General features: G+C 37.4%; 23 protein-coding genes. 17 read left to right on the top strand and 6 right to left on the bottom strand.

The window, feature by feature from the left end:
* The 6 genes from SCI76_RS06725 to SCI76_RS06700 all read left to right on the top strand — a co-directional run bounded on the left by SCI76_RS06725 (window position 1) and on the right by SCI76_RS06700 (window position 7,087).
* Window positions 1-909 (top strand): C40 family peptidase, encoded by a 909-nt coding sequence (locus SCI76_RS06725; RefSeq protein ID WP_221831786.1) that lies wholly within the window; start codon window positions 1-3, stop codon window positions 907-909.
* A 12-nt stretch (window positions 910-921) separates the two neighbouring features.
* Complete coding sequence (locus tag SCI76_RS06720; RefSeq protein WP_407545109.1) at window positions 922-1,929, top strand: ABC transporter ATP-binding protein; 1,008 nt, start codon at window positions 922-924, stop codon at window positions 1,927-1,929.
* Window positions 1,930-1,943: 14 nt separating this feature from the next.
* Complete coding sequence (locus SCI76_RS06715) at window positions 1,944-2,705, top strand: serine hydrolase (protein WP_230684692.1); 762 nt, start codon at window positions 1,944-1,946, stop codon at window positions 2,703-2,705.
* A 338-nt stretch (window positions 2,706-3,043) separates the two neighbouring features.
* Window positions 3,044-3,595: a hypothetical protein gene (locus SCI76_RS06710; protein ID WP_013056190.1), complete on the top strand. Its 552-nt coding sequence runs from the start codon at window positions 3,044-3,046 to the stop codon at window positions 3,593-3,595.
* Window positions 3,596-3,704: 109 nt separating this feature from the next.
* Window positions 3,705-4,232: a GNAT family N-acetyltransferase gene (locus SCI76_RS06705; RefSeq protein WP_028414016.1), complete on the top strand. Its 528-nt coding sequence runs from the start codon at window positions 3,705-3,707 to the stop codon at window positions 4,230-4,232.
* Between the two features lie 86 nt (window positions 4,233-4,318).
* Window positions 4,319-7,087 carry an EAL domain-containing protein gene (locus SCI76_RS06700; protein WP_407545108.1) on the top strand — a complete coding sequence of 923 codons (2,769 nt, stop codon included), beginning with the start codon at window positions 4,319-4,321 and terminating at the stop codon, window positions 7,085-7,087.
* A gap of 63 nt (window positions 7,088-7,150) precedes the next feature.
* Here SCI76_RS06700 and SCI76_RS06695 read toward each other — a convergent pair.
* From SCI76_RS06695 to SCI76_RS06685, 3 genes are all read right to left on the bottom strand, one after another.
* Window positions 7,151-8,301 (bottom strand): IS3 family transposase gene (locus SCI76_RS06695; RefSeq protein WP_155726346.1). Its coding sequence is split into 2 segments (ribosomal slippage): window positions 7,151-8,031 and window positions 8,031-8,301, totalling 1,152 coding nucleotides; the frame shifts between segments, so codons are not numbered across the junction.
* Window positions 8,302-8,374: 73 nt separating this feature from the next.
* Window positions 8,375-8,695, bottom strand: coding sequence for a transposase (locus tag SCI76_RS06690; protein ID WP_407545107.1), 321 nt, complete (start codon window positions 8,693-8,695; stop codon window positions 8,375-8,377).
* An 88-nt stretch (window positions 8,696-8,783) separates the two neighbouring features.
* Window positions 8,784-9,335 carry a TVP38/TMEM64 family protein gene (locus SCI76_RS06685; protein WP_063246889.1) on the bottom strand — a complete coding sequence of 184 codons (552 nt, stop codon included), beginning with the start codon at window positions 9,333-9,335 and terminating at the stop codon, window positions 8,784-8,786.
* Window positions 9,336-9,828: 493 nt separating this feature from the next.
* On the opposite strand from SCI76_RS06685, the gene SCI76_RS06680 reads away from it, so the two are divergent.
* The 3 genes from SCI76_RS06680 to SCI76_RS06670 all read left to right on the top strand — a co-directional run bounded on the left by SCI76_RS06680 (window position 9,829) and on the right by SCI76_RS06670 (window position 11,010).
* A complete protein-coding gene (locus SCI76_RS06680; protein ID WP_028414006.1) occupies window positions 9,829-10,146 on the top strand; it encodes a hypothetical protein in 318 nt (105 codons plus the stop codon).
* A 29-nt stretch (window positions 10,147-10,175) separates the two neighbouring features.
* Window positions 10,176-10,358: a hypothetical protein gene (locus tag SCI76_RS06675; protein WP_063246890.1), complete on the top strand. Its 183-nt coding sequence runs from the start codon at window positions 10,176-10,178 to the stop codon at window positions 10,356-10,358.
* A 127-nt stretch (window positions 10,359-10,485) separates the two neighbouring features.
* Window positions 10,486-11,010, top strand: a complete 525-nt coding sequence (locus SCI76_RS06670; protein ID WP_028414004.1) for a cupin domain-containing protein — start codon at window positions 10,486-10,488, stop codon at window positions 11,008-11,010.
* Window positions 11,011-11,043: 33 nt separating this feature from the next.
* Here SCI76_RS06670 and SCI76_RS06665 read toward each other — a convergent pair whose 3' ends face one another.
* The 3 genes from SCI76_RS06665 to SCI76_RS06655 form a co-directional block, all read right to left on the bottom strand.
* Window positions 11,044-11,646, bottom strand: coding sequence for a response regulator transcription factor (locus SCI76_RS06665; protein ID WP_013056197.1), 603 nt, complete (start codon window positions 11,644-11,646; stop codon window positions 11,044-11,046).
* Window positions 11,643-12,785, bottom strand: a complete 1,143-nt coding sequence (locus SCI76_RS06660; RefSeq protein WP_063246891.1) for a sensor histidine kinase — start codon at window positions 12,783-12,785, stop codon at window positions 11,643-11,645. The genes SCI76_RS06665 and SCI76_RS06660 overlap by 4 nt, the downstream gene beginning before the upstream one ends.
* A 112-nt stretch (window positions 12,786-12,897) precedes the next feature.
* Window positions 12,898-13,941: a fatty acid desaturase gene (locus SCI76_RS06655; RefSeq protein ID WP_407545106.1), complete on the bottom strand. Its 1,044-nt coding sequence runs from the start codon at window positions 13,939-13,941 to the stop codon at window positions 12,898-12,900.
* A gap of 219 nt (window positions 13,942-14,160) precedes the next feature.
* On the opposite strand from SCI76_RS06655, the gene SCI76_RS06650 reads away from it, so the two are divergent.
* From SCI76_RS06650 to galU, 8 genes are all read left to right on the top strand, one after another.
* Complete coding sequence (locus SCI76_RS06650) at window positions 14,161-14,556, top strand: DUF2809 domain-containing protein (RefSeq protein ID WP_063246893.1); 396 nt, start codon at window positions 14,161-14,163, stop codon at window positions 14,554-14,556.
* Between the two features lie 157 nt (window positions 14,557-14,713).
* Window positions 14,714-15,268: a hypothetical protein gene (locus tag SCI76_RS06645; RefSeq protein WP_407545105.1), complete on the top strand. Its 555-nt coding sequence runs from the start codon at window positions 14,714-14,716 to the stop codon at window positions 15,266-15,268.
* A gap of 260 nt (window positions 15,269-15,528) precedes the next feature.
* Window positions 15,529-17,031, top strand: a complete 1,503-nt coding sequence (gene cls, locus SCI76_RS06640; protein ID WP_407545104.1) for a cardiolipin synthase — start codon at window positions 15,529-15,531, stop codon at window positions 17,029-17,031.
* Between the two features lie 35 nt (window positions 17,032-17,066).
* Window positions 17,067-17,921 (top strand): DUF1206 domain-containing protein, encoded by an 855-nt coding sequence (locus tag SCI76_RS06635; protein WP_048018518.1) that lies wholly within the window; start codon window positions 17,067-17,069, stop codon window positions 17,919-17,921.
* 84 nt (window positions 17,922-18,005) lie between these two features.
* The gene (locus SCI76_RS06630; protein ID WP_028413997.1) at window positions 18,006-18,227 is read left to right on the top strand and encodes a spore germination protein; all 222 of its coding nucleotides are present in this window, start codon (window positions 18,006-18,008) and stop codon (window positions 18,225-18,227) included.
* A 208-nt stretch (window positions 18,228-18,435) separates the two neighbouring features.
* Window positions 18,436-19,890, top strand: coding sequence for a glycosyl hydrolase family 18 protein (locus SCI76_RS06625; RefSeq protein WP_407545103.1), 1,455 nt, complete (start codon window positions 18,436-18,438; stop codon window positions 19,888-19,890).
* Between the two features lie 287 nt (window positions 19,891-20,177).
* Window positions 20,178-21,380: a macrolide family glycosyltransferase gene (locus tag SCI76_RS06620; protein WP_033578469.1), complete on the top strand. Its 1,203-nt coding sequence runs from the start codon at window positions 20,178-20,180 to the stop codon at window positions 21,378-21,380.
* A gap of 44 nt (window positions 21,381-21,424) precedes the next feature.
* Window positions 21,425-22,333, top strand: a complete 909-nt coding sequence (galU, locus tag SCI76_RS06615; protein WP_028413994.1) for a UTP--glucose-1-phosphate uridylyltransferase GalU — start codon at window positions 21,425-21,427, stop codon at window positions 22,331-22,333.

Genomic DNA, 22,333 nt, shown 5'->3' with positions numbered 1-22,333 from the left:
ATGGATAAAAAAACGTATTACGTTTGTGTGGCTGTGGCGACTGTGTGGACTTCCTGTGACTCTTGCAGAGAAATAGATGACAATGCAACAAGTGTCCCAGTACAACTAGATAAATGGCTGGAGCAATTAACGTATACACGTCGGTTGGAGCTTTGTGAGAAAAATTTAGTTCAAACGCAGCTGTTACTAGGAGAAGAAGTATATGTAACGGAACTGAAAGGTAAATGGGCAAAAATCGTTATTCCTTCTCAGTTTTCTTCTAAAGATGAAAGAGGATATCCCGGGTGGGTTCCTTTCCACCAACTGATTTCCCAAGCTGAATATTCTCCATTAAATAAACCAACGGCAGTGGTATCAGTAGCGATTGCGACACTGCAGCTAGCGGAAGAAGCCTTGCAAATTAGTTATCAAACGCAGCTGCCTCTTTTAAAAGAAGATAAAGAATGGCTAGAGGTTCAAACACCGGTTGGCACTGGGAGAATAAAACATCAAGATGCTGTTGTAATAGAGGATAGAAACCGTAAAACAACAAAAGGAACTGGAGATATGATTATTGCAGCAGGAGAACAGTTTTTGAATCTTCCATATTTATGGGGGGGTATGAGTGCTTGGGGATATGATTGTTCCGGGTTTGCCTATGCTACTCATAAAGCAAACGGCTATCTTATTCCAAGAGATGCCACCGATCAAGCAAGGAAAGGCAAAGAAGTAGGATTAGACTCTATTCAACCCGGAGATTTATTGTTTTTCGCTTATGAAAAAGGGAAGGGGTCTATCCACCATGTTGGTATTTGTTATGGCAGAGGAAAAATGCTTCATTCACCTAAAACGGGTAAAACCGTCGAACTGATTGAATTAAAAGGAACGCTTTATGAAGAAGAGCTGTGCGCAGCCCGGCGCTATTATTAGGAGGTGGCAGTTATGACAGCGAAGCATTTGTTAGAAGTAAAGCAGCTGAGCAAATATTTTTCAATTACGAACAAGCAGGTTTTGAAAGCAGTAGACGGCGTGTCTTTTTATATTTCAAAAGGAGAAACCTTTGGACTTGTTGGTGAATCCGGCTGCGGAAAATCCACTGCCGGGCGAACAATCATTGGATTGTATAACCGTACATCAGGAGAGGTGCTTTATAAAGGGAAAAACGTGCATGAGCTATCAGAGAAAGAGAAATTTGCTTTTCATCGTAATATGCAAATGATTTTTCAAGATCCATATGCTTCACTGAATCCTCGTTCTACCGTAAAGGAGATTATCTCAGAACCAATGGAGGTTCACGGACTTTATTTCAATAAAAAAGAAATGCTGAACCGGGTGTATGAGCTGCTAGAAGATGTGGGACTAAATCGTGATCATGCCAACCGCTATCCTCATGAGTTCAGCGGCGGGCAGCGCCAGCGCATAGGGATTGCGAGAGCTTTAGCGTTAAATCCAGAATGCATTATTGCAGACGAACCTATTTCTGCTTTAGATGTATCTGTACAGGCTCAAGTAGTTAATTTATTAAAAAAACTCCAAAAAGAAAAAGGGTTAACTTATTTATTTATTGCACATGACTTGTCGATGGTAAAGCATATAAGCAATCGTATTGGAGTTATGTATTTAGGGCATTTAGTAGAATTAACAACAAGTTCGGAGCTGTATCAAAAACCGCTTCACCCATACACTCAAGCTCTACTGTCAGCTATTCCTATTCCTGATCCTGACGTTGAGGATAATCGGAAGCGGATTGTTCTTAAAGGAGAATTGCCAAGCCCCATTAACCCTCCCTCTGGCTGCGTGTTTAATACACGCTGTCCTCTTGCAGTAGCAGCCTGTAAGACTCAAAAACCAGAGTGGCAGGAAGTTGAAGAAAATCATTTTGTGGCCTGCCACTTATACAATCAAAAGATAATGAGTACCAACTATATTGAAACAGCTGCGACAAAATGATGGAAAAAGCAAGAGTGAAAATAGAAGATGCAGTTACGAAATGGAAACGGAGTAATAATGGACTTATACGGATTCATATTGAAGGGAAAGAATCCATACAGATTAATTCTTTTATCCAACAACGAGCAGCAAGTACAATCAAGCTGCTGCTTGCAATAGAAGCGTTTCGTCAAATTGATGAGGGCATCTTGGCTTTAACATCTGTCATTCGAAGAATGGAAAAAAACACGGTTGGCGGAGCAGGTGTACTTAGAGCTCTTCCGCGGTTAACACATATTAAAGTGGAAGAGCTGCTTGCCCTTATGATAATGGTTTCTGACAACACAGCTACAAATGAGCTCATTTCTTTAGTAGGATTTGAAAAAATTAACGAATGTGCTAAAAATCTAGGATTAAAGAAAACCGTTTTAAACCGCTATATGATGGACGAAACAGCTGTTAAACAAGGAATTGATAATTATACGTGTGCCTCTGACGTAGTAAAGTGCCTAAAGGAAATATGTGAAGGAAACTTTTTGCGAAAATCTAGTTGCGAAAAAATAATGAGAATGCTAGAAATGCAGCAGTTTCGGCATAAGCTTCCAGCACGTATAGGATCAGCGTTTCAAGCTGCGAATAAGACTGGAGAACTACAGGGAGCGGAACATGATAGTGCTATTCTCATGCGAGGTAACGAAACGTATTATGCCGTTGTTTTGATAGATGGACTAAGTGACAATGAACAGGGAAGGAGATTGATTACTGATATTGGATACCTTCTGTCATCTAACATCTAAAAATCTTTTGACCATTTCAATAAGCGGGGGTAGTTTGGTCTCTTTTTATTTAATGTCTTCCATCAAAGAAAAACTCACATGTACTAATAATAAATGCTTGTCTTCTCAGATTTTGGCGAGACCGTTGTTTGCAGTGCTGGATTTGTGCTAGTAATAGATAAACATGTTCTTTTTCATAAAATTTTATGAAAAAATAATGATAAATCATTCATCCTATACCAACTTATTCATATTTTTTATATAATAGAATAATAGTATATATTTTAAACGAATAGTGAATGTCTATGCCAATTAGCAAGGAGCATGAAATTATTCGATTCATAAATGGTGGTGTATGTATGGCAAACGAACATGTAATGATAGATATTATAAAAGCATTTAAACGCAATTCAACTGAATCCATTGCCATGGATTTAATTAAGGAAGTGCGAGGGACATTTAGTCCTTTACCTAAATATATAGCGGATTTAATTGATGAGCTGAGAAAATTAAATTTAAAAGACGAAGTGATCAGTGTAATCTTGTATCAATCTGTATATGTGGCGGATCATCAATTTAATATTAAAGATACCATTACCAATCGTCAGTTTGTAAAAGATACGATTGAAATGGGCAGAAGATGGGTGCATCAGTACGGCCGAATTGAAACAGTAGAAGAAGCAATTCATATTGCAGAGCAAGTGTCTACAAAAGAGGACTTGCCTCATCATTTGCAAACAGCAACAATTGACGAAAAAATTACGCTTGAGGTGCAGCTTGATCATCAAACATATGAAATGTTAAAAAATATAGCGGTTTATTATGATCATCATTCCTATGAACAGTCAATGACTGTAGCAATTAATCGTTTATATACGCAGCTGCGCGATGCACAATCAAAAAATAGTTAAATGTCAAATCTCACATGTTCCGTGCACCATGTGAGATTTTTTAAGATGTGAAAGAGGCGCAGATGAAAATGTCTTGCTCCATCATCCATCAAAAGGAGGGAGAACATAGATGAGGGTATATTTATCTCCTCTTCAAGAAAAAGATGCTTCTAAAGTTTTTGCATATTGGTCGGATGAAGAGGTTACGAGATATATGAATATTGAGCCCTTTACGACGCTTTATCAAGCGGAAAGCATGATTGCACTTCTTCAAAGTTTGACGAAAGAAGGAAAAGCAATACGCTATGCTATTCGATTAAAGACTTCCGATGAGATCATTGGAACCTGCGGTCTAAACCGTATTGATTATGGTAAAAAGCAAGCAGAGATTGGGTATGATTTAGGCAGACCTTTTTGGAAAAAAGGCCTCATGACAGAAGCGCTCTGCCTTTTGCTAGAAAAAGCTTTTGAAGAGTTTCATATACGGGAGATTGAAGCAAAGGTCGATCCTAATAATAAAGATTCAATTACGCTTTTAAAAAAATTCTCGTTTCAATTAAAAGAGGCGTATAAGTCAGATGATTGTACGTGTTTATACACCGTCAATAAAGAAAAAGTGAGCGCGATATTGTCAGGACGCTCAAAAAGTAAGAAGTAAATCCAACAGAAGTTCTTTTGAAATAGTAAATATTTTTAGGCCTTAACCGATAACAAAGAAAAGAACGAATTGAAGGAAGGTCATGAATGAATCATCATACACATTTACTAGAAGGGACGTACAATGAGTTACTCGTTACACTTTCTTTCCTTATCGCTATTACTGCGGCGTACGCTTCTTTTGGGTTAGCTAATCGTGTGAAAATTTCCCGGGCAAAATTTATTCAGTTTTGGTTAATCAGCGGGGCATTTACATTGGGAGTAGGCATTTGGTCCATGCATTTTATTGCCATGCTTGCTTTTCACTTGCCCGTAGATGTTTCATACAATTTATGGTTTGTTCTTCTCTCAATCTTGGGAGCGATAACAGGATGTTATATAGGCCTTTACCTCATTCACAAACAAAAGAAAAGCATGAAGGCACTCACCATTGCGGGGAGCTTTATGGGAGCTGGAATTGTTTTTATGCATTATTCCGGCATGATGGCAATGGAGCCCATTATGATTTCATATGATCCATTTGTCGTTTTTCTCTCTGTTCTTATTGCTGTTGCTGCTTCTAATACAGCTTTGTGGCTTGGTTTTTACTCAAAGCTAAATGAAGGGAAGCTTACCGTTTTTGCTAAGCTTATTTGTTCTACTATTATGGGCATTGCTATTGCTGGTATGCACTATACGGGTATGCAGGCAGCTTCTTTTTCAGGAATGCCAATGCCTGAAAAATCAAACGGTTTTGCTTTAAATCCACTATATTTATCCGCCGTTATTATTTTTTTTGTTGTCTGCCTATTTACGGCTGTGTTTTTAACCATTTTTATGGATCGACGCGTACAAAAACAAGAAGTTTTAAAATGGGCTTTTTTTGAATCTGCCCTGGATGCTATTTTGGTGATTGATGAAAAAAGACATGTTTTATCGCTCAATTATGCAGCAGAAACGCTTTTCTCTCTTAAAGCATCAGATGTAATCGGGAGTGATGTTGTTAAGCTGCTGCCCTTCTATAAATTTTCTTCTCTACAAGACGGACGGACTGAGCACTCCCTTTTGATAAGTAATAGAGAAGTTACGGTTGAGATAACGGTGATGGCGGTAGCGATTGAAGAGACGGTTGAGTATATGCTGTATATACGCAATATGACGCAAGAGCGTGAAGCGGAAAAAACGTTGATTGAAGCAAAAAATCGTTATGAAAACTTGTTTTACTCCTCTCCATTGGCAATTATGGTCCATCGAGAAGAAGAGGTCGTGTCCGTGAATGATGCTATGATTCAGCTTTTAGGAGTAACTGAAGACCAGCTCGTTGGGAAATCGTTATATGATTTCTTTTCATCTGAACAAGTTCCTGATATTAAAAAAGGATTGAAGGCAGTAAGAGATAGAAAAGATGAGCCAAGACCTCCATTAGCTCAGTTGAAAATGTTTAATGCGTTAGGTAAGGAACTCTTTTTAGAAGTGAAATCTACGCTCATTCAAATTAATGGAGAGACGCTTTTTCAGACAGTAACTAGAGATGTAACGGAGCAGAAAAAAGCTCAAGAATCGCTTCAATATATGGCTTTTCACGATATGCTAACAGATTTACCAAATCGAAGTATGTTTTCAAACATTGTAGAGAAATCCATTGATTCAGCAGCTGCTTCAGGAAAAAAGCTTCATTTCTTATTCTTAGACCTTGATCGTTTCAAACAGGTAAATGACACGCTTGGTCATCATGCTGGAGATCAGCTTATGCTTCAGGTGGTCGATCGAATGAAGAGTTGCCTAAGAAACCAAGATGTTCTTTCGCGTTTTGGAGGAGATGAGTTTTTAGTTTTACTGCATGATAGGACGGATGAAGAAGTAAGAAAAATCTGTCAATCATTAAATGACTGCTTATCCACTCCTTTTGTAGTGCTGTCGAGAGATGTTTATTTAGGGGTAAGCATTGGAGTTAGTTTATTTCCTAAAGATGGAAGTTCGCTTGAAGTGCTAGTTCGCCATGCTGATTTAGCGATGTACGAAGTCAAAAAACAAGGGCGTAATCATTATCTGTTTTATCAAAAAGAAATGCAGGTTCATACTACGCGACGAATGAGAATTGAAGATGGTTTACGCAAGGCTTTTGAGCTGGGTGAAATGGAGCTTCACTATCAGCCCAAAGTCAATATTCAAAGTGGCCATATTGCTGGAGTGGAGGCTTTGATCCGGTGGACTCACGCCGAGATGGGCGTTATTTCTCCCGCAGAATTTATTCCAATTGCTGAAGAAACAGGCGTTATTGTTACATTGACGAAATGGGTATTAAAAAAAGCGTGCCATCAAAATAAGTATTGGCAGCTGAAAGGACTTCCTCCCTTAAAAATGAGTGTGAACATATCAAGCGTGGATTTTGGTACAACTGATTTTGTTGATTATGTGTTAGATGTCTTACGTGAAGTAGAGTTAGAATCACGATATTTAGAACTTGAAATTACGGAAAGTGTAACGATGAAGCATGTTGAGCAAACAATCGAAAAGCTACAAATTTTAAAAGATGCAGGAGTATTTATTTCGATTGATGATTTTGGCTCAGGATATTCCTCATTCAGCTATATTCAGAAGCTGCCTATTCATACGCTGAAAATTGACCGGTCTTTTATTAAAGATTTAGATCCTAATACAACGGAAGTATCGATTGTCAGAGCCATTATTACACTAGCCAAAAGTTTGCAGCTATCCGTCGTAGCAGAAGGTGTAGAAGAAGTTGAACAAGTAGAACTTCTTCATAAAGAAAAATGTGATGAAGTGCAGGGATACTATTTCTCCAAACCGATTTCAGCGCAGGAATTTTATGAGAAATTTCATAAAATCGAAGAAAAAATGGAATTTGTTCATTAATGTAAAAAGCCGTTCTTATTTAGGGACTGACCCCTGTTTTTGAGACAGGGATCAAAACACCTTTTAAACGACCAGTTGCCGATATTGTACCGGTGACTGGTTGTTTAGTTTTGTTTGAATACGGGCATTGTTATAATAAGTAATATAGTTTTTGACGGTTTGCTCTACGATGGTGGTCGTAGTATATGTCAACTCGTCAAGGTAGAACGTTTCAGACTTTAGCGAGGAATGAAACGATTCGATAGAGGCATTATCTGCGGGAGTCCCTTTGCGGGACATACTCATGGTAATGCCTCTTTCTTTGATTTTTTGTTGATAAGCATACGATGTGTACACGGAACCTTGATCGCTATGCAGCGTGCATCCTTCAGGCAAAGAAGGAAGTTGACTTAACGTATCTAAAACAAACGCTACGTTTTGACAATCACCAATGGAATACGCAATGATTTCTCCGTTAAATAAATCCTGAATACTTGAAAGATACAACTGTTTGGGTCCAAAAGGCAAGTAGGTAATATCCGTCACTAGTTTTTGAAGAGGACGATCAGCTCGAAATTCACGATTTAATACATTCTCTGCAACCTGATAAGGTTGCCCTGTTCGCTGACGTTTCTTCCGTTTTACGCGACATTGCCAACCATACTTCTGCATGGCACGCTGCACAAACTTATGATTCATCTTCATCGTTCGATTGAGTAATGCTGTAATCTTTCGATAGCCATATCGAAACTTGTGTTTATGACATTGTTCACCAACTTGTTGTTCCATCCATTTCTTTAGTGTATCCCGTTTTGTATGTTGCTTCCAACGATAGTAAGTGGATCGAGGGATATTAAGATGTAAACAGATTTGATAAATAGGCACCTGACCTTTTAGCTCTTCCACTGTGTTTACTACAATTTCTGGTACCACTTCCTTTCCAATTCCTTGTACTTTTTTAAGATCTCAATCTGTTGCTTTAACTGCCGGTTCTCTGCCTCTAACTTAGACGTCTCGCTTTTAAATTCAGGACCTTTTCCATATGAATACTGCTTGCCTACAGGCTGTCCAAATCGATGCATTTCTCCATTTTTATACCATGTCATCCACGTTTTCAATTGGGTATGATTACGAATATTCAGCTGTGACAATACTTCTTTTACAGGTATACCAGCTAATCTCATTTCAATCGCTTTTAATTTTATTTCTACCGGATAACTGACTCTTGTCCCCATAGAAAAAACACCTCCAAGTTATTGTTAGGTACTACATACCCGTTTTTTAACTTAAAGGTGTTTTTTATTTGTCTCACTCTAGGGGGTCAGTCCCTTTAAAAGAACGGCTTTTTACATGTAAGGTCAGAGCTAACAGTCTATACAATACATAGATTCCAAGGTATGCACCGGTTAATAAAAAAGCTGAATTTAAAAAGATTGCATGAATGCTCGTCATAAAAACAGTATGATTTTTTAAGATACGATAGATAGAAGCAGCGGCTATATTTCCAAATACTAGCGCTGAAAGAAGGGCTAGCGTATTAAAAACTAGTTCTGCTCCTTTCCACTTTAGTGAGAAAAAAAGCATGATAATAGGAACAATAATACTTGCAGAAACCAACAGGAAAATCAATGGACCATCTCCAATACGTTATCTTATTACAGTTACATAGGATAATGTTTTTACTTATTTTTAGATAGTCTTCCCTTTTTATAGTCTGTTAAGCTTTTTTCTTCCATTTTTTAATTATATAAAAAAGTAAAATAATGGTTAAAATCACTAAGATGATTTTTCCTTGCATAGATCCTTGTGAAATATGATAAACCGAATAAACTTCAATAAAAAGCGCTGGAATTTTTCCAAGTGCGCTAGCAGAAATGAATACCGCAAAGGAGCCTTTTCCTACAGCACTGAAGAATGTAATGAGGCCTGATGGAACAAAGGGAAGTAATCGCAAAGAAAGAATGAATATAAAACTCTCTTTCCCTTGTACGCGCAGCAGCTTTAGCCACTTGGAGTGAGAAGGTGTTTTGGTATGAACAAGTGTACGGAAACCTTTTCGGTACAGCCAAAAAGAGAGAGCTACACCTAAAACTTCTCCAATAAAAGAAAGTAAAAATCCATTCCAAAAACCAAATAATTTTACGTTTACGAACGTAAGGGGCCCGCTTGGAAATACGCCCGTAATGCTAATAAGGATGTTCAAGAGAACACTAATAAGCTCTGCTGCTTCTAAATGTTCAAGCAGAAATGTTTGAAGATAGTCAGTCATGGTTATACTCCCGTTTATGTTTTATATGTAGGGCTAATTTAAGCTCATTTTCTACTAGTATATAATTTTTGGCATGAAATAAGCAGTCAGCAGTTTATAAAAAACGAAACAGGGTAACTACTTACTAATGAAAGACGATTTACTGATTTGAAGGGATGGACAACTCATGTTGAAATTTTTGCTTGTTATTGTGGTTGTATTATTAATTATTATGATTTTTAAACGCATTATCCGAAAATAAAAATGCTAACTAAGCAGCTCGTGAGACCTTTCTCACGAGCTCTTTTGCGGAGCTATTCGGCAGCTCAACAATACACTTTTTACTGTGATGAATATCACTGCAGCTAGAGAAATGAAGGGGTAAGATAGAAATGGGAGGGAGGTATATGGAGCTAATATTCTATCTCAGCACTTATTTATCAGGGGGAGCTATCGCATTATGGCTAATTAATGCAGCGTTTAATGGATTATTAAAATAACAGAGGGAGAGAAAATGAACGATTCTAAAGGTATATTTAACAATAAAGAAAGAAAGCTTGCTCGCTATTTGGAGACGTACACAACCGAGCAAATTTTAAACGAAGCAGGCATGTCTTCGTCTGCTGCGTTATATGAGTTGAAAAAAATAAGATTACCGCGGGCAGTTGCTAATACGATTGTTTATTACGTACTGGCAACCAATAATCAAAAGCTGGTTATGTACAAACTGCTCATGTTAGCGGGCGTTTGTAAAAAGCTTGGCATTCAAGATGCACAGGCTGCCCTCACTTTTATCAAAAAATATTACGTTTGTCATCAGCATTTACACTAAAAAGCACATCTGTCTGAGGGGGAAAAGAGATGAATATTGTCCCGTTTAAGCAGCGTTCATCTGCGGGAATTTATCAAGATAAAGAACAGCCGTTTCAATTTTTCATTGAGGGAGATCGATTTCAGTTAGATTTGTATATGACGTATTTATTTCATCGCTGCCATTCTAGCAGGTATAGATATAGCCGTGCTAACAGAAAGGGTAGGATGTAATGATAAGATACCGGTGGTAAGCGGCTTCATTTTCCTAATGGAATAATGAAGCCGTTTGTTGTGTTAGAAAGAATGATTTACTATGATGTAGTTAATGATAAAAGAAAAAAGGAAGGGAAGGAACGTAATGGATTTACATAATTGGGAATATTGGATTTCAAAGCTTGAGCTGCAGCCTCATCCAGAAGGAGGGTTTTATAAACAAACCTATCGTTCTAATGATGAAATTTCTGATAAAGAAGTGTCATCTCAGTTTGATGACAAACGATTTCTATATACGAGTATTTACTTTTTATTAAGGTCTCACGATGTATCGCATTTCCACCGGCTGCAATCAGATGAATTATGGTACTATCATGGGGGAAGTTCTTTAACCATTCATATTATCTACCGCGACGGAACCTATCAAGAAGTAAAACTAGGTACAAACTTAGAAAATGGAGAAGTTCCTCAATTTTTAGTTCCAAGAGATACCATTTTCGGTTCCTCTGTCGCAAATGAGAATACGTTTTCCCTGGTAGGATGTATGGTCGCACCAGGCTTTGATTTCCGTGACTTTGAATTATTCACAAAACAGCAGCTGCTTGATGAATTCCCCGAGCATGTCGTGATCATCGACAAATTAGGGTACGATAAATTGCCAAATGATTAAAAAGCATGCATCTCGGTTTGATGCATGCTTTTTTCATTTGAACCATCCTTTTTCTTTAAAGCGAGTAATAGCTTCAATGCGATTCTTTACTTCGAGTTTGTCCAGAATGGTAGAAATATAGTTGCGCACTGTTCCGGTCTTAATAGATAGTTCGTCAGCAATTTCCTTTGTGTTTTTTCCATCAGCTACTAGAGCTAATACTTCTTTCTCTCTAGCAGTAAGAGGACTGGTAGATTCACTATATAAGTCATCCACTAATTCTGGAGCATAGAGGCGTCTGCCTGCCATCACGCTTCGAATTGAATTTGCGAGTTCTTCACTCGGACTATCTTTTAGCAAGTAGCCACTTACGCCTGCTTTCAAAGCTCTTTGAAAATAGCCAGAGCGAGCGAACGTTGTTAAAATGATGACTTTACAGTTTAAATCTTTTAGTTCCTCTGCAGCTTCAAGCCCAGTTTTAAGTGGCATCTCGATGTCCATTACGCATATGTCTGGCTGGTGCTGCTTAGCAAGTGATACCGCTTGTTCCCCATTTGAAGCTTTTCCGACAACTTCCATGTCATCTTCTAAATTTAACAAAGAGCCTAAAGCTCCTAACATCATTTGCTGATCTTCGGCAATGACAATTCGAATCATAATTGTTCCTCCTTAATATGTTTGACGATGTTTGGAACTGTAATATGAATAATCGTCCCCCCTTGACTGGAGATATCAAGATGGCCGTTTACAAACTCCAACCGCTCTTTCATTCCTAAAAGTCCGTTTCCTTCCCAGCAGTTTTTTTTCGTATTAATACCCACTCCATTGTCTTCTACCGTTATGCCTACTTCTTTTGCAGACTGATGTAAAGTAATCGTGCAAACGGTGGCTTGACTATGTTTGACCACATTGGTTACGGCTTCTTTTAAGCACATGCTCAGAATATTTTCAATTAGCAAAGACACATTCTCTAATGAAACATCCTTTTCTCCTACAAACGTAATTTCGGCAGCTTCTAAAAGCTCTTGAACGCGTTTTAGTTCTTCGCTAAGGCGAATTCCACGCATTTGAGAAACCATTTTTCTCACTTCATTAAGAGCCGTGCGCGCTGTTTGCTGGACATCTTTTAATTCAGATTTTGCTTTTTCAGGATCTTTTGCAATAAGTTTTCTTGCTAAATCACTTTTTAGACCAATAAGAGACAGCTTTTGTCCTAGCGTATCGTGCAGGTCGCGAGCTATACGCTGGCGCTCTTCCTGTTTTACAAGCTCAGAAATACGTTTATTTGCATCTTCCAGCTGTTCTTCCAGCCGGTCTCGCTTCTTCCGGTTATAAATGCTAAATGGCAGTACAATTACACTAATGGAAATTACAAAAATGAAAGGCAGCTGTTTTAAAAAGATCTCTTCTTGCATAACAACGTTAAAGTTTACCGAAATAACGGTGCTGATCAAATGAACAGCATACAAAGTGAAGAAAGCGAGCCGTTTTTGGATATTTCCAATAAAATAAGCGATAAAAAAAGCGAAGTAAAAGGCAAAGTAAATATAATTAAAAATCGTTGTTAGGGCTAAGGAAATGACGATTAATAAAGCCGTCCATACGTAAACGGACTTGTCTGTTGAAACAAATGCAAAACGATAGAAAATAAAAAATAAGATGGTGAGTAAAGAGCCAAGAATAATGTGATTCATGGATGAAGACTGTAAGATAAAATAAAATGGTAAAATGGCAAATACCGTCCATATGTAAGGAGATAGCCCAGTGATTTTTTGGAAAAACGTATATTTTTTCATAAAGAACCTCATTTGTTTGTTAAAATACACTATTAGTTTACCACAAAGTAGAATGAAATAAGTTTAGGAGAATAGATAAAACAGTCAAGCTTTTGAAAGCTTGACTGTTTTATTAAAGTTCTGCTTTTGTTTGAGAAGAAATTCTGCTTGCTTTTGGTGCAGTTGAGCGTTTTTTTATTTCTTTAAAGCTCACAAACATTTTGTTTTCTTCATCCCATAAACGGAATCGAAGAGAGCGAAGGCTTGTTGCGAGTGTAATGGTTGGTACATTTTGAAGAGGCTGTGTGTGTTGATGAACAGCTTCAAGCTTATAGTTGGGCACTCTTGGGCTTAAATGATGTACGTGGTGAAACCCGATATTGCCTGTTAGCCATTGCAAAAGTTTTGGAAGCTTGTAAAATGAACTTCCTTCAACGGCTGCTTTTACATAATCCCAGTGCTCATCTTCTTCAAAATAAGAATCTTCAAACTGATGCTGTACATAAAACAGCCAAATTCCAATTGAACCTGAAATGAAGAAAATCGGTCCTTGAATTAATACAAACGCCTGCCAACCTACCAACCAGCAGGTCGCTGCTGCTAATGCAACAATCAATACATTTGTAAGATACGTGTTCATTCTCTCTTTTTTCTTCGCATTTTTTCGATTGAATCGGTTTGTAATCAAAAATACATATATAGGTCCCGCGCCGAACATAACGAACGGGTTGCGATAGATACGGTAAGCGATTTTTTTCCAAATAGACGCTTCTTTATATTCCGTTACGGTTAACACCCAAATGTCACCCGTACCTCTTTTATCTAAGTTGCTGCTTGTTGCATGGTGAATGGCATGGCTATGTCCCCATTGACTGTAAGGAAACATCGTTAACACACCGGTAATTGTTCCGAGAATTTTATTGTGTTGTCTACTCTTAAAGAAAGAATAGTGACAACAGTCATGAAAAATAATGAATATTCTTACTAAAAACCCTGCTGCGATAACAGTTAGCGGAAATGCTAACAAATAAGAAATTGAAAGGCTCTCATAAGCGAGAAACCATAGTGTGAAAAAAGGTAAAAAAGTATTAATCAATTGTCTTATGCTGTCTTTCATTACTGCTTTTTCAAAGGGTGCAACTTGTTTTCGTAAATTCTTTTGTTTTTGTATAGTCATATGAAATTCCTTTCATCACCGTATATTATCCTCAGTATAAAGGGATTTTTCTGACTATTTAAGACATACGTGTCATATAGAAACTATGACACTTGTCATATATACATAGGGGGAAGCTGTAAAAAATGAAAAAAAGAGGTATTTAACAGTTTGCGGTTCTGATAAAATTATACAGTGAAGGCTTATTGTGACGGAGCATTTAAGAAAAAGGAGTTTGAAATGAATAAAAGAAATAGATGGGTATATCTGCTTCTAGCTATTGTGATCATGGGAGCAGGCCTCTTATCAAGAAAACTTACTGCGCATCTTCCTCACATCATAAATATATATGCGGGAGATTCGTTATGGGCCTTAATGATTTTTGTCAGTGCGGGTTTTTTGTTTCCTACATGGAAGACAAAAATGATTGGTATGTTTGCTATAGTGTTTTGTTACTTCATTGAATTTACACAGCTGTATCACGCTCCGTGGATTGATGACATAAGAAAGACTGCGCTAGGAGGGCTCATTTTGGGGTATGGCTTCTTATGGAGCGATATACTAGCCTATTCGATTGGAGTCGCGGTAGGAATGAGCTGGGAGTATTATAGATATCGATTTAAAAGACCCGCCTAGCAAATACGTTTCAATGGATCTTAGAACTCAGCTGAGGATGGAATAAGCCGTAGGGTTATGAAGCAGGATGTATATACATAAAAATAAACTTATGCATAAAATTTTTTATTTAAAACCTATTATCTATTCGTTGAACGAGAGGAAGAGAGGGGATTATTTGAATTTAATAGCCTGGATGATTATTGCATGTGAAATCGCTTTTTGGATAGTCATCATTTTAGGATTAGCAACAAGGTATATGTTTAAAAAACAAAAGCTCAGTTTTTTTATTTTAGCTTTAACACCTGTTGTTGATTTTTTTCTTCTGATTGTGACGAGCATAGACCTTTACGGAGGTGCTACAGCGACTTATGCTCACGCTATTGCAGCCGTGTATATTGGAATTTCGATTGCTTTTGGAAAAAGTATGATTCAATGGGCAGACGAACGCTTTCAATATTATGTGATGAAAAGCGGAGAAAAACCTCGTAGGCGCTATGGAATAGAATATGCAAAGCATTATTTTAAATCATGGATACAGCATCTTGTTGCTTACGCTATTGGGGCAGCTCTTTTAGCGGCGATGATGTATATAGTACCAAATGGAAAAATTAATGTGCTGCAAAATGTAGTGGAAGTTTGGACAGTTATTGTAGGAATTGATTTCTTATTATCTCTTTCTAATTTCGTTTGGCCTAAAAAAGAAAAAGAGTCTGGTTATACTAACTCATAAAAAGGCATCGATGCTTGAAAAGCCAGTGAAAAAACCTCCCTGTAAGGAGGTTTTTTGTTTTACCATCCAGGGTATAGGTATATGAATGATGCTTGTCTGAGGTAGTTCAGTTTAGTTGCTTAAGCGGCTAAACTGCTTTTTGTGCAAATATATGTACATTTTATGTAGCATGCATGATAAGAATTCTGTGTATTCCATATACTACCTCATATGAAAGGTAGGCAAGTGATACAATACAGTTTGTTTTTAGGAGAGCTTTTATGAAAAAACGCCGGTTGGACTTTATTTTTTTATTTATTATTTTACTTTCAATTTATGCTTTCTTTTTTACCTCTATTGATATTCATTGGAAGTATGCCTTAGTTGGATTATATGGTGTCATCATTTTCATTTGTATGTATTCACTTATGCTTGAAAATCGAACGCCTGAAAGTACGTTGGTTTGGATGTATGTCCTCTTTTTCTTCCCTGTTGCAGGCTTTTTCTTTTATTTGTATTCAGGACAGCTCTATTTAAAGGGGCATATGTTCAAAAAAAAGCGTATGCATAACCGAGAGATGCTTAGAAAGATGGCAGATAAAGAAACGACGCCTGATCTATCAACGCTTCAATCTCATCAGCGTTACTTTGCTCAGTATCTTCAATGTGTATCTTTGACAAAGATGAATGTTCATACAAAAACCTACGTCCTTAAGAATGGGCAAGAAACGTTTAACGAAATCAAAAAGCATTTGCAGTCAGCCAAACATTTTATTCATATGGAATACTACATGTTTCACTCAGATTCGTTAGGAAAAGAAATCATTGATATTTTAATTAAAAAAGCAAGCGAAGGTATAGAAGTGCGCTTTACGTTTGATACAATGGGAAGCTTTACATTATCGGGTTCAGATATTAAGCGAATGAAGAAAGCGAATGTTAAAGTGCATCCTTTCTTACCTATTAAGTATGGATTTTTTAATCAAAAATTTAACTTTCGAAACCACCGTAAAATAGTTGTAATTGATGGGGAAGTAGGTTTTGTAGGAGGACTAAATGTAGGAGATGAGTACTTAGGGAAAAATAAAAAAATCGGTTTTTGGCGAGATACCCACCTGATGTTAAGAGGTGAATCTGTTCAAACGCTGCACTCAATTTTTATGTTTGACTGGGAATACGTTTCTGGAGAATGCTTAATTCATAATGAAGCGTATACAAAACCTCATCGTGTTGAAGGAGAAGGGTTCGTTCAGGTAGTGGCGACAGGGCCAGATACGCAGGAAAATATGAGCGACTATTATTATACAATGATTACAAGCGCGACGAAGTCAATTTGGATTTCTACCCCCTATTTTGTTCCAAACGAAGCTATAAGAACTGCTCTTCGTATTGCGGCTAGAAAAGGTGTAGAAGTACGAATTATGGTGCCGGAAATTAATGATGGCTTTCTGACTCAATATGGAACAAGATCATATTTTGCCGAACTTCTTCGATGTGGAATTGAAGTATATTCGTATAGAAAAGGATTTTTGCATCAAAAAATTGTGATTATCGACGGAGATATGGCTTCGGTCGGTACCGCAAATATGGATATGAGAAGTTTTCATCTGAACTTTGAAGTGAATGCATTTTTAATTGAGGGAGAGACGATTCAAACGCTCATTAAAAATTACGAAGAAGATATGGAAGACAGTCATTTGATCAAACCAGTAGCATTTTACAAGCGAAGCTTAGTAGAACGTTCGAAAGAGTCATTTGCTCGCTTATTTTCAGGTGTTTTATAAAATAAAGTTTGTTTTCAAAAAGCAGGAGGAAACGTATGGGTGAATCTCCATTTGTTAAAAAAGATACGTTTGGTCGAAAGTTACATCGCTTAAAAGAACGCACTAAGCCGTTTGTCGTGCGTTTTTCACGGTTTGGTCATGTAGCTCAAGGTGTGGTCTATTTTGTCATCGGTATATTAGCGATTCAGACAGCTTTCGGATTAAAAGGCGATTTAGTTACTTCTCAAGGGGCCCTACACACAATTGCAAAGCAGCCGTTTGGATTTTTAATTTTAATCGTTTTGGCAGTAGGTTTAAGTGGATATGCGTTTTGGCAAATCATTTCTGCTATTTTTGACCCTCACCACGTTGGGCATGGTGTAAAAGGCGCTTTTACTCGTTTAGGCTATTTAGTTGTAGCCACGTTTTATATTAGTCTTTGTGTGAGTTCGGTAAAAATTTTGCTTCATGCTCACGTTCATACGTCAGGTAAGCATTATCAAACGGTATCAGCCAAGCTGTTATCTTATCCCTTTGGGCAAACCATCATTGCGCTTACAGGTATCGGCGTTATTATCTTTGGGATTGGACAAGTATATTGGGCTCTTTCAGGACGCTTCCTAAAAAAACTAAAGAAAAACGAAATGTCAAAAGAAGAGTGGCGATGGAGCGGGCATATTGGAAAAGCGGGTATTATTGCTCGAAGTATCGTCTTTGGGATTATTGGCTTCTTTCTTATTCGCACGGCTCTTCAAGCGGATCCAGACGAAACGAAAGGGTTAGATGGAGCCCTTGCTGAAGTAGCGCAGCGTCCTTTTGGGTCTGTACTGCTGGCTATCGTATCAATCGGGCTTATGGCATACGGAGTATATATGTTTGCAGAATCAAGGTATAAACGAATTGATCCTTAATAAAATTAAAAAGATGAAAAAGCTACTTTTTAGCCTTCTGCTCATATCATATAGCAGATAGATAGTGAACAGGAGGAGAGGCAGATGCCATCGGTAGTAGGAGCCGTAAATATCTCGAATGTATTGGTTTCATCTTCAGTGGAGTTTGGTGATTGTCTGGCTATTAAGCCAAAGAGTACAGCTTTTACAACAGTCGGTTCTGGTAGCGGGAACACAGGAAACTTTATGAATATTACAAGCAGTGCCAGTACCGCCAATACAATTGATATGGATATTAACGATCAAAATGTAGTGGGAAATGCATAAGAAACGAAAGCTTATCGTCATCGGACGGTAAGTTTTTTTATTTGAGTTTGACGTATACCCAGACGTTTCTTTACCACAATGTACCTCTAGGATTCTATCTTATAGGAGTAGTAAACTAGACAGGTGATGTCAAAAAGTGGGGAGGCGAGATTATCAAATGAAGAAAATATGTATGAGCCTACTTATTCTCTGTCTTTTCAGTGGAGGATTGGCCCCAATAAGTAAAGGAGACGCTGCTTCTTCAGTAGGCACTGTCAAAGGTGATAATGTAAATGTGTATCGTTCTCCATCTTTACATTCTTCGGTTGTTCAGACAGTGAAAAAAGGAGAAGAATTTCCTGCTATTTCATCTGAAGCGGGAGATGCAGCTCAAGTTATCACCCATAAAGTAGTGCCAGGAAATACACTATGGCTACTAGCTAAACAATATGGTGTAACAGTCAGCGAGCTAATAAAACAAAATCAGCTAAAAACGACGGAGCTAACTCTGGGGCAAACGCTGAAAATACCACCAAAAGGCTTGTTACATAAAGTAGTATCAGGAGATACGCTTTGGAAAATCTCTGTAAAGTACGGTGTAAAAGCGACTGAATTAACAAAGTTAAATCAGCTATCATCAACAAATATTAAGCCTGGACAAATGCTTATTATTCCTGATTACTATGTACAAGTACAGCTTTTGGAAGGGAAAAAGGGCTGGATCAAAAAATCTGATTTAGCACAAAAGAAGCATCAGCCAGTAGTTATGGGCTGGAGCTTTAATGAAAAAACAGCAGGCTATGCAGAATCGATGAAACAAAAGAACTTAGACGTTGTTTCACCACGCTGGTTTACGCTAACGCGGAGTGACAAAGTTGTTTCATCTTCTATAAATCCATCGTATGTTCAAACGGCTCACAAAAACGGCAAAAAAGTCTGGCCGCTCATCGGTAACAATTTCGATGATGTGCTGACAAGTGACGTCCTAGGCAATAAAGCAAAGCGGCAAAAGCTTGTATCGTCAGTCGAAAGTTCGCTTGTGAAAACAAACAGTGACGGTATTAACGTTGACTTTGAAAATATTAATATCAAAAACAAACAAGATTTTGTTTTATTTATTAAAGAATTAAAAGCAGCGTTAAAGCCTCATGGTATGGCCGTTTCAGTAGACGTAACACGAGAGAATAATGATCCGTTTTGGTCAGGAAGCTTTGATCGAAAACAGATTGGTCAAGTAGCAGATTACGTCATTATGATGAGTTATGAAGAACACTGGGGAGGAAGTCAGGTTCCAGGGTCTGTGGCTTCGCTGCCTTGGGTGAAAGAAGGAACAGAACTTCTTATGAAAGATGTACCTGCACACAAAATCCTGCTGGGAGTTCCTTTTTATACGCGAGAATGGAAAACGGATCTATCTACCAAAAAAGTTGTCACAAAAGACTTAACGATGAAAGAAGCCGAAGCAATTATCTCTTCTAAAAAGTTAACTAAAAAATGGGACAGCCAAGCCTCTCAGTACTATGTAGAATACACCGAAAATGGTACGAAGCATCAAATATGGCTCGAAGACAAAGCATCTATGCAGCGCCGGGTTAAATTAATTAATGACTATCATTTAGGCGGGGCGGCAGCTTGGTATATTGGTTCAGAAACATCAGATATATGGGAGTTATATAACTTCTAAATAAAAAACACACCTTATGCTTAATGTAGCTAGGTGTGTTTTTTATTTTCATCATATTGAAGCGCATACATCTATTTACAAACAAGATAAATTTTACAATATTTGTTTTTCTTGAGTTAATTTATAACTATATTCCAAAATGAGCCTATTTAACCTTTTTTTAGTTGAAAACGCTTAATGACTTTACGATAAAGATAATTTATAGTAAATTCAGTTTCTATACAATAAATTCACCAAATGAATAATTAAGTGGTTTAATTATTAACTAATTGAAAGGAATGGATGTTATGGGAAATGTATTAGTAATAGGCTTTCCAGGTGAAGGACATGTGAACCCTTCTTTAGGAATTGTAAAAGAATTAATGGCTCAAGGGGAGAAGGTCGTCTATTACGGCATTGAAGACTATGCTGAAAAAATCCGAAAAGCAGGAGCGGAATTTCGTGAATACGAAGATTTTCGTCCAAGTCTTGATATGAGCAACCGTATGACCAAAGAAGAGTCTTATGACCGCTATGAAATAATGAATTTGTTTTTAAATGAATCTGAAAATATTATTACTAAAATTATGAGTGAAACGAAACATGAAACATATGATTATGTACTTTATGATTATCACCTTTTAGCAGGTTCCGCTGTGGCCGACCTTCTTCAGCTTCCAAAGGTTTCTCTATGTACGACGTTTGCGTTAAATAAGGAGTTAGCAACTTGTATGATGCCAAGTGGTCAAACAGAACCTGACCAATCTTCCTTTTATCCTCAATTCGAAAAATCATTAAATAAGTTCAACAGCCAATATAATACGGAGTTAAAAGACTCCATGGACATTATGTCAAATCCAGGGGATATTACGTTAATATTTACGTCAGAATTCTTTCAGCCGCACGTATCTGAATTTACGAGTGAGTACAAGTTTATTGGTCCTTCAATTGTTAAACGATTAGATATTGAAGATCCTTCTTACTTACAAAATGAAAATGAAAAAATTATTTTTGTTTCTATGGGAACTATTTTTAATCAGCAGCTAGAAATCTATAACTTATGTATAGAAGCATTAAAAGATTTTGAGGGTAAAGTTATTTTATCTATTGGTAAAAATACAAAACCTGAAGAATTAGCACACATTCCAGAAAACTTCGTTGTAAAACAATACGTACCGCAGCTAGAAATTTTAAAACGTGCGGATTTATTTATTACTCACGGCGGAATGAACAGCAGCAGTGAAGGATTATACTACGATACACCGCTTGTCGTTATTCCAATGGCAGTGGATCAATTTATGGTGGGCGATCGCGTGCAGGAGTTAGGAGCAGGCGTGAAATTAGATAAAAATAATGTATCTGCTGAGCTCATCAAAAATACAGTTAACGACGTTTTAACTACTCACACATATAAACAGCATGCACAACAAATCGGAGAATCACTTCGCTCAGCGGGAGGATACAAGCAAGGTGTGAAAGAAATTTTCAAGATGGTGCCTGTTAAAGCGTAATAGATGTAAGACAGCTAGATAACTAACAGAGAGGAGTAAATCATATGCAGACTATAAAAAAAGCAGTTATACCAGCAGCAGGGTTAGGTACTCGTTTTTTACCCGTTACAAAATCTATCCCAAAAGAAATGCTTCCAATTGTAAATAAGCCCGTCATTCAATTTATTGTGGAAGAAGCCTTAAAATCAGGCATCGAAGATATTTTAATTGTTACAGGAAACGGAAAACAAGCGATTGAAAATCATTTTGACCATAATATTCAATTAGAACACTTGCTTCATCAAAAAGGAAAGACCGAACTATTAGAGGAAATGGAGCATATCTCTGAACTAGCGAATATTCATTACGTTCGTCAAAAAGAAATGAAGGGCCTTGGCCATGCGATTGGCTGTGCTCGACAATTTATTGGAAACGAACCGTTTGCAGTTTTACTTGGAGATGACTTAACAGACCCAGATCAGCCTTGTTTAAAACAGCTGATTGACCAGTATACCCAAACGGGATCGTCGGTTATCGGCGTGCAGCGCGTAGAGGAAGAAGCCGTTCATCGTTACGGGATTATAGATCCAAAAGCAAATAAAAACCGATTATACGAAGTGAATGGTTTTGTAGAAAAACCATCAGTCGAAGAAGCTCCGTCTAATTTAGGAATTATTGGACGATATGTATTTACACCTGACATTTTTGATTATCTTGAAACGCAGGAAGCTGGAAAAGGTGGGGAGATTCAGCTAACGGATGCTATTCAGCGTATGAATATAGACCGTTCTATTTATGCTTACGAATTCGAAGGCGAACGTTATGATGCAGGGGAAAAATTAGATTTTATTTTTACGACCCTTGCTTTTGCGTTAAAAGATGAAGAATTAAAAGCACCTCTTTTAACTAAATTCAAAGAGCTGATTAACAAGGAAGAACAAAAAGAAAAAATTGCTGTACAAATTGGAAAATAA

The sequence above is a fragment of the Priestia sp. HNGD-A6 genome, from assembly GCF_045784335.1.
Classification (GTDB): Bacteria; Bacillota; Bacilli; order Bacillales; family Bacillaceae_H; genus Priestia; species Priestia zanthoxyli.
Note: the sequence above shows the minus strand (reverse complement) of the source record. Positions and strands in the feature narration are given on the sequence as shown.